At 76.1% G+C, this 6,874-nt stretch carries 5 protein-coding genes; 3 read left to right on the top strand and 2 right to left on the bottom strand.

Annotation, left to right across the window (positions count from 1 at the left end; all coding sequences use genetic code 11):
• Nucleotides 1-237 precede the first annotated feature (237 nt).
• On the bottom strand, nt 238-972 hold the full coding sequence (locus AAHZ94_RS25710; protein ID WP_502964783.1) for a hypothetical protein: 735 nt from the start codon (nt 970-972) through the stop codon (nt 238-240).
• Between the two features lie 293 nt (nt 973-1,265).
• On the opposite strand from AAHZ94_RS25710, the gene AAHZ94_RS25705 reads away from it, so the two are divergent.
• Nucleotides 1,266-3,146 carry an NsdA family TPR-like regulatory protein gene (locus AAHZ94_RS25705; protein ID WP_349995602.1) on the top strand — a complete coding sequence of 627 codons (1,881 nt, stop codon included), beginning with the start codon at nt 1,266-1,268 and terminating at the stop codon, nt 3,144-3,146.
• A gap of 418 nt (nt 3,147-3,564) precedes the next feature.
• Here AAHZ94_RS25705 and AAHZ94_RS25700 read toward each other — a convergent pair whose 3' ends face one another.
• Nucleotides 3,565-4,182 carry a histidine phosphatase family protein gene (locus tag AAHZ94_RS25700; RefSeq protein ID WP_349995601.1) on the bottom strand — a complete coding sequence of 206 codons (618 nt, stop codon included), beginning with the start codon at nt 4,180-4,182 and terminating at the stop codon, nt 3,565-3,567.
• A 271-nt stretch (nt 4,183-4,453) separates the two neighbouring features.
• On the opposite strand from AAHZ94_RS25700, the gene AAHZ94_RS25695 reads away from it, so the two are divergent.
• Complete coding sequence (locus AAHZ94_RS25695; RefSeq protein ID WP_349995599.1) at nt 4,454-5,524, top strand: phosphatase PAP2 family protein; 1,071 nt, start codon at nt 4,454-4,456, stop codon at nt 5,522-5,524.
• A partial coding sequence (locus tag AAHZ94_RS25690) for a hypothetical protein (protein WP_502964782.1) occupies nt 5,439-6,874 on the top strand: 1,436 nt, incomplete at its 3' end. The genes AAHZ94_RS25695 and AAHZ94_RS25690, both read left to right, overlap by 86 nt.

Raw genomic sequence — 6,874 nt, 5'->3', positions numbered from 1 at the left:
GGGGGGGGGGCGGGGGGGGGGGGGCCGGGGCCGGGGGGGGGGGGGTCCGCGAGCCGGCCGGGCGCCGCGCCCATGAGCCCTGGCCGCCGGCGCGGGTCAGCCCACGGCCCCAGCGAGTAGCACGTACGACGGGGCGGCCGGAACGGGCCCACGGCCGGCGACCTGCGGCCCGGCCAGGCGCAACGCCCGCGATCGGGTCGGGCGCCGCGCCCATGAGCCCCGGCCGCCGGGCCGTCGTCAGCGGCAGCGGTCCATCGCCTCGATCACCCGGGCGGCCTCCCCCAGCGCGGCCCGCAGCACGGCCGGGTCAGTGGTCTCGCGGTACGCGTCGGTGGGCGGTACGAGCCAGGCGGCGCCGGGTAGCGGCGGCGGGGGTGGGGCCGCCTGCTGCCACTCGGCTCCGGCGTCCCGGTCGGCACCGTCCTCGCGCGCGGGGCCGTCGCCCCGGGCGGCTCCGGCCTCCCCGGCCGGGTAGGCGCTTGCGGCACGTCCCGTACCCGCATCAGGCGCCCCGGCGGCCCGGGCGGCCCCGAGGTCCAGCCCGCGGCCGTGCGTGCGGGTGCAGGCGCTGCCCGGTACGTCCCATTCGGCGGCGGTGCCTGGGGGCACCACGAAGCTGAGCGTGTTGTCCGCATCGTCGTGGAGCACCGGGCCCGCGCTGTCGGACTCGCGCAGCAGCAGGTCAGCGGCCTCGAAGCCCTGTCGGGCGGGGACGGTGACCACGTCGCACGCGTCGGACGCCGGTTCCCCGGCGGCGGGTTGCGCGGGAGCGGCGAGTGGCGCGGCGGCGCGCGGCGGCGGGGCGGCGACCAGCCGGGGCGCGGGGCGCGGGGCGCCCCAGCCGGCGCGGTCTGCGCGCGGGTCGGGCGGGCCGGCCGCGGTGTCGTCGCGGCCCCCCACCGGATGTGGTCGGGCGAGCGGCAGCGGACTGCCGCGCTCGTCGCTGGGGCGGTGGCGGAACTGTGCGGGCATCCGCGAGCCGTTAGCGTCTGCCCCAGTGGCTGATGTGGCGTCCGGCAAGGGGACCCCTCCTCCGCGTGACTGCCATGGTCCAAGGAGACCAACGCAACAAAACGTCAACAGCTACGGCGCAAGGCCGCCGCAAAGGATGGCACTTCATGGCAAATCACGGGTGAGATATCCGTTTTGTAGCCAAATCTCGGTGTGATCCCGCTCACCCAGCCGGTACGGTCGTGCCGCCGGTTCACGGCACCGGTCCGCCCCTGGCAGCGCCCCGGGGCGGGGATCGCCAGGAGGGCACCGCCATGGCCTCGGCATCAGAACCCGCGTCGCCGCGACCGAACACGGCCTTCCGGCGGCTGCGCGGACAACTGTCTCCGGGCGAGTTCGCGGCCCTGGTGCGGCGCTCGGCGCGGGAGATCGGCGAGCAGGTCTCCTGCGACGCCCGCTACATCGGACGGGTCGAGTCCGGCGCGATCCGCTGCCCCAACTATGCGTACGAGCGTGTCTTCCGGCACATGTTCCCCGGCCGCACCCTGTCCGACCTGGGCTTCGCCCCGCGCGCGAGCGTACGGGGGAACGGCGTACGGGAGGCGGCGCCGGGCTCCGGGCATGTGGCGGCGCAACCCACCGCGCAGGGCTGGCCCGGGGCGCCCACCGGCCGGCCGGGCGCCGGCCCGCCCGCCGCGCACCCCGCGGCGCGCAACGGTGCACCGGCCCCCGATGGCCTATCCGGCCCTCCGACAGCTCACCCGTCCGGCGCCCCCAGCGGCACACCGGCCGCACCGACCGCACCCGCCACACCACCCCTCGCGCCTGCCGCCTCGGCGCCCCACGCACCGGAGGGCCCGTACCCGGCGGACGGCCCGTACCCGGCGACGGCCCCGTACTCGGCAGACGCTCCGCACTCTCCGGACGCCCCGCACTTCCCAGATGTCCTGCACTCCCCCGACGTCCCGTACTTTCCGGGCCGTCCGGACGCTCCGCACTCCCCGCCGCCCGCCCGTCCCCGGACCGCGGCTTCCGGTGCGGCCACCGGGCGGCCCGCAGTCGACCAACCCCCCAGCCACGAGGAGGGCCCCGTGCGCCGTCGTGCCTTCATGACCCTGGGCTCCGCCACGGTGGCCGCCGTCTCGTTGGAGCTCGGGCCCGCCTGGGCGGCCGGTCCTGGCGCGCCGGGTGGCATCCCCAGCGGTGCCCCGCCGCGCGGCGCGGCGCGTGCCGCCCGGGTGCCGCGGTCGCCGCTGACGGCCGAGTTGCCGCACCTGCCCCGGCCGCGCGGACGCATCGGTACGACGGAGGCGGCGGCCCTGGAGGAGGCCGTGCGGCACATCCGCCTGTTGGACGACCGGCACGGCGGCGACGGCATCTACCGCGGTGCCGTGCAGCCCCTGAACGCCGCCTACGACCTGCTCGACGCGGGCACCGGAGTGCAGGCGCTGAGCCGGCGGCTGCACTCGGGCGCCGGCGAGCTGGCCATCTCGGTGGGCTGGCTGGCCCACGATTCGGGGCGGGTCACCCAGGCGCGCTCGCACTACGCGGAGGCACTGGCCACCGCGCGGCTCGCCGATGACCAGGCCCTGGAGTCGCACGCGTTCTGCAACATGGCCTTCCTGGCCAGGGACGCGCAGCGCCCGCGGGAGGCGGTGCAGGCCGCGCAGGCCGGGCAGCGCGCCGCGCGCGGGTTGGCCTCGCCCCGGCTGCTGTCGCTGCTCGCACTGCGCGAGGCCGGCGGCCGGGCCGGGCTCGCGGACCGGGCCGGCTGCGTACGGGCGCTGCTCCGGGCCCAGCGGCTGTTCGACGCCGGCCCGTCGGACGCCGATCCCGAGTGGATGACGTTCTTCGGCGAGGCGGAACTCGCGGGGCTTGAGGCGCAGTGCTGGTCGGCGCTGCGGGAGTGGCAGCGGGCGGCGGAACACGCGGAGCGCGCGGTGCTGCTCCAGGGCCCGCAGTTCGTCCGCAACACGGCGCTGTTCACCGCCGAACTCGCCCTCGACCTGGTCGGCGGGCGCGCCCCCGATGAGGCCGCAGCCGCCGGCGAACGCGTCCTCGCCCTCCTCGGCCAGGTCCACTCCACCCGCATCCGGGCCATGCTCGACGAGGCGGCCGACGGGCTGCGCCCCTGGCGCAAGCAACCCGCGGTGGCCCGCTTCCTGACCCGGCACGCCGCGGCGCGCCACGGCTGAAGCGGCCCTACGCGCGGGCGGGCGCGCGAGGGTGGGCGGTCGCGGTGCCGGCCCTACGCGCGGGCGCGCGGTGGCAATGCCGGCCACCGGGCGGTCACTCGATGACGGCGCTGGTCCCCCGCGCTGAACCGCCGCGCGAGCGCGCGCGTAGGTACACGTGTTCTGGGTGACGGGGGCCTCGTACACGTTCCCCTCGCGCCAGCGCGCGCGTAGGTCACGCTTTACGCACTACGCCTACGCGAGCGGGCAGGCAGGCAGGCAGGCAGGCGACTGGGGCTGCCACGCCGAGGAGTCATGAGATCCGCTGCCGCCTACGCGCGGGCGGGCGGGCGATGAGCCGGCCGCACCCAAACACCTGGACCCGCGCGGTACCGCGGGCCGCGCCCGCGTGGATCGGGCCGGGCCTCCGGTGGGGCGCTCAGGCGAGGTGGCCGGTGTCGTTCCAGCGCTCGATGGCGGGCTCCCCGTAGGCCCAGCCGAGGATCGAGAGCGACGTCGGGTCGAGGCGGATGCGGGCGCCGAAGGCGAGGTCGAAGCCGAGCCAGCGGGCGGCGAGCGAGCGCAGCACGTGGCCGTGGGCGAAGACCAGTACGTCGCGGTCGGCGGCGCGGGCCCAGGCCACCACCTCGTCGACGCGCGCCGTGACATCGGCCACCGACTCGCCCGGGGTCGCGGTGCCCGGGACGCCGGTGGGCACCCCGTCGCGCCAGATCAGCCAGTCGGGCCTGACCGCCTTGATCTCGTCCGGCGTCATGCCCTCGTACGGCCCGTAGTCCCACTCCATGAGCGCGTCCCAAGGCGTCACCCGGCCGCCGAATCCCGCCAATTCGCAGGTCTCGCTCGCGCGCACCAGCGGACTGGTGCGAATCTCGACCTCCGAAAGCCCGTCCCAGGGCGCGCGGTGCAACCGCTCGCCGAGTAGCTTGGCGCCACGGCGCCCCTCGTCCAGGAGCGGGATGTCCGTGCGACCCGTGTGCTTCCCGGACAGCGACCAGGCCGTCTGTCCATGGCGGGCCAGCAGGATACGTGCTGCCATCAAGGGGGCCTTTCGCTCGTTCGGGGGGTTAACCGGGCAGGTCCGGCCTGCCGGCGGCCCGTCATCCATCATCGCTTACGAGTTCGATAGGCAACCCGCAGGGCCTGCGCGGCGTCTTGTCCCCTGCGCACCACGGCCGGGAGGCCCCTACAGCAGGCAAAACCGACATTTAGCCGGACTTTCCGGGGTGGATGTGCGGGCCGCTCCTCGGAGACCGTACGGTTGACTGCGCGCCTTTTGGCCGCCTGAACACACTTGGGAGAGCGACCGGATGCCCCATACCGCGCCCCGTACCGGGTCACCACAGCGCAACCAGCCCCGCTGGTGGGCCGAGCTGCCGCTGATCGCCGTGGTGTACGCCGCGTACTCGGCCGGCCGACTGTTGGCACGGGGTTCCGTGTCCGACGCCGTCGACCACGGCCTGGGCATCCTGGAGTTCGAGCAGACGCTGCACATCGACTTCGAGACGCCCCTCAACAACCTGTTCACCGAGCACGCCTCGCTCGGCATACCGGCCGACTTCGCGTACGCCTCGCTGCACTACGTCGTCACCCCGGCGATCTTGGTGTGGCTGTGGAAGCGCGCCTCGGTCAGCTACCGCCTGATGCGCACCTGGCTGCTGCTGTCCACCCTGATCGGCCTGGTCGGCTTCACCCTGCTGCCCACCTGCCCGCCCCGGCTGCTCGACGCCAGCCACGGCTTCGTCGACACCATGGCGCAGTACGGGTCGTACGGCTGGTGGGGCGGCGAGGCCAGTGCGCCGCGCGGGCTGGGCGGGCTGACCAACCAGTACGCGGCGATGCCGAGCCTGCACGTCGGGTGGGCCCTGTGGTGCGGCATCGTGCTGTGGCAGCACGGCCGGGGCCGGTGGGCGAAGGTGGCCGGCGTGGCGTACCCGCTGCTCACCCTGCTCGTCGTGATGGGCACGGCCAACCACTACTTCCTGGACGCGGTGGCCGGCGCCGCCGTGATGGGCATCGGCTTCCTGCTGGCCAAGCCGGCGCTGCGGCTCGCGGCCCGGGCCCGGGCCAGGTTCGGCGACACCGCTGTGAGCGGCGCCGAGCCGGCGGGTGCGGAGGCCGTGGCGGGCGGTTCCGGCGCCGCGTACGGGCCGGGCGACGCTCCTACGGAGGCGCCGCAGGAGCGCTCCGAGCCCGCCGCGGTGGGCTCGGCAGACGCGGCGGCGGCGCAGGTCGCGGGCGCGGATTCCGAGGTGAGCACACCGGTTGTCAGTGGTGGGTGCGAGACTTCGGCAGGTGAGCACATCCCTCAACAGCCGACGCGACAAGCCGACCGCGACGCCGCCGCACCAGCGGACGGCGCTCGGGCAGCGGCTCGCTGAGCTGCGGGGGCCGCGGGTCACCGCGCGCCCGCTGGACGCCCGTGCGCTCGCGGCGCTGGCCGCCAACCCCGGCTGCCGCCGCCGCGCGCTGCTCGACGGCGCGGGCGTGGACAAGTCGGCGCTGGCCAAGGCGCTGGGCAGCCCCGCGACGTTCGGCCAGTCGTACTTCGCGCACCAGCGCGGCAACGTCTTCGAGGCGCGGGTCACCGCGGACGGCGGGGAGCAGTTGGTCGCGCTGCTGCGCGAGCGCGTCACCGACCCGGGACCGCCGCCCCCGCCGGGCGCCGTGGACGCACCCGAGCTGACCGCCGACGGGCCCGACGGCCGCACGGCCCGTACCCGGATCGCCCTCGCCGAGGCCACCGCGGCCGGCCGCTGGGCGGTGCTCCGGCATCCGATGGTGAGCGTGTCGGTGGCCGGCTCGCCCGCGTATCTGGAGCCGGACGCGGTGGTGGTGCACCCCGACGGCAGTTGGACCGTCGTGGAGATCAAGTCCTTCCCCATGCTGGACGGCACGGCCGACCCGACGAAGGTGGGCGCGGCGGCTCGCCAGGCCGCGGTGTACGTGCTGGCGCTGCGCGAGCTGGCCGGGGTGATCGGTTCGACGGGTTCGACGGGTTCGACGGGCTCAGCCGGGTCGGCTGATTCGGCCCTTGCGCCGGGAGCCGGCGGCGCCGGGGCTGATGTCGATCCGGGTCTTGATGCCGATTCCAGCCTTGATGCCGGTGCGGCGTCCGTGCCGGACGGTGCGGGGTTGAACGGACCGCAGGACGGCACCGTGGACGCGGCGGGGCTGGTGCGGCAACGGGTGCTGCTGGTGTGCCCCAAGGACTTCTCGAACCTCCCGACGGCCGAGCTGATCGACGTCCGCAAGCAGCTCGCGGTGACCGGCCGGCAGCTCGCCAGGCTCACCCGGATCGAGGAGATCGCCGCGGCGCTTCCCGCGGGCGCGACGTTCGACCTGATGCTCGCGGACGACGGCAAGACCCCGACGCGCCCGCTGGCGGAGCTGTCCGCCACCGTGGACGCGGTCCCGGCCGCGTACGTGCCGGACTGCCTGGCCTCCTGCGAGCTGGCCTTCCACTGCCGGCACCAGGCACGGGCCGCGGGCGCGGTGGAGACCCTGGGCCGGGGCGTACGGGGCGAGCTCGGCGGGCTCACGACGATGACGGCCGTGCTCGCGGCGGCACACGGCTCCGGTGCGGAGCGGGCCGCGGGAGCGGCGGGGGCGGGGGCGGGGGGGGGGGCCGGGCGCGCGCCGGCCGGGGCGGGGGGGGGGCGCGGGCGTGGAGAGCGGTGCGGGTCCGGTCGGGGAGCCGTCCGTGACCTCGGGTGGGGTGCCTGGTGGGG

The sequence above is a fragment of the Streptomyces sp. HSW2009 genome (assembly GCF_040240285.1).
In the GTDB taxonomy this organism is placed as follows: domain Bacteria; phylum Actinomycetota; class Actinomycetes; order Streptomycetales; family Streptomycetaceae; genus Streptomyces.
Note: the sequence above shows the minus strand (reverse complement) of the source record. Positions and strands in the feature narration are given on the sequence as shown.

What these genes read in the sequence shown, in the direction of transcription:
- AAHZ94_RS25695 (WP_349995599.1), top strand. Translation starts at nt 4,454, where the DNA reads ATGCCCCATACCGCGCCCCGTACCGGGTCACCACAGCGCAACCAGCCC.
- AAHZ94_RS25700 (WP_349995601.1), bottom strand. Translation starts at nt 4,182, where the DNA reads ATGGCAGCACGTATCCTGCTGGCCCGCCATGGACAGACGGCCTGGTCG.
- AAHZ94_RS25705 (WP_349995602.1), top strand. Translation starts at nt 1,266, where the DNA reads ATGGCCTCGGCATCAGAACCCGCGTCGCCGCGACCGAACACGGCCTTC.
- AAHZ94_RS25710 (WP_502964783.1), bottom strand. Translation starts at nt 972, where the DNA reads ATGCCCGCACAGTTCCGCCACCGCCCCAGCGACGAGCGCGGCAGTCCG.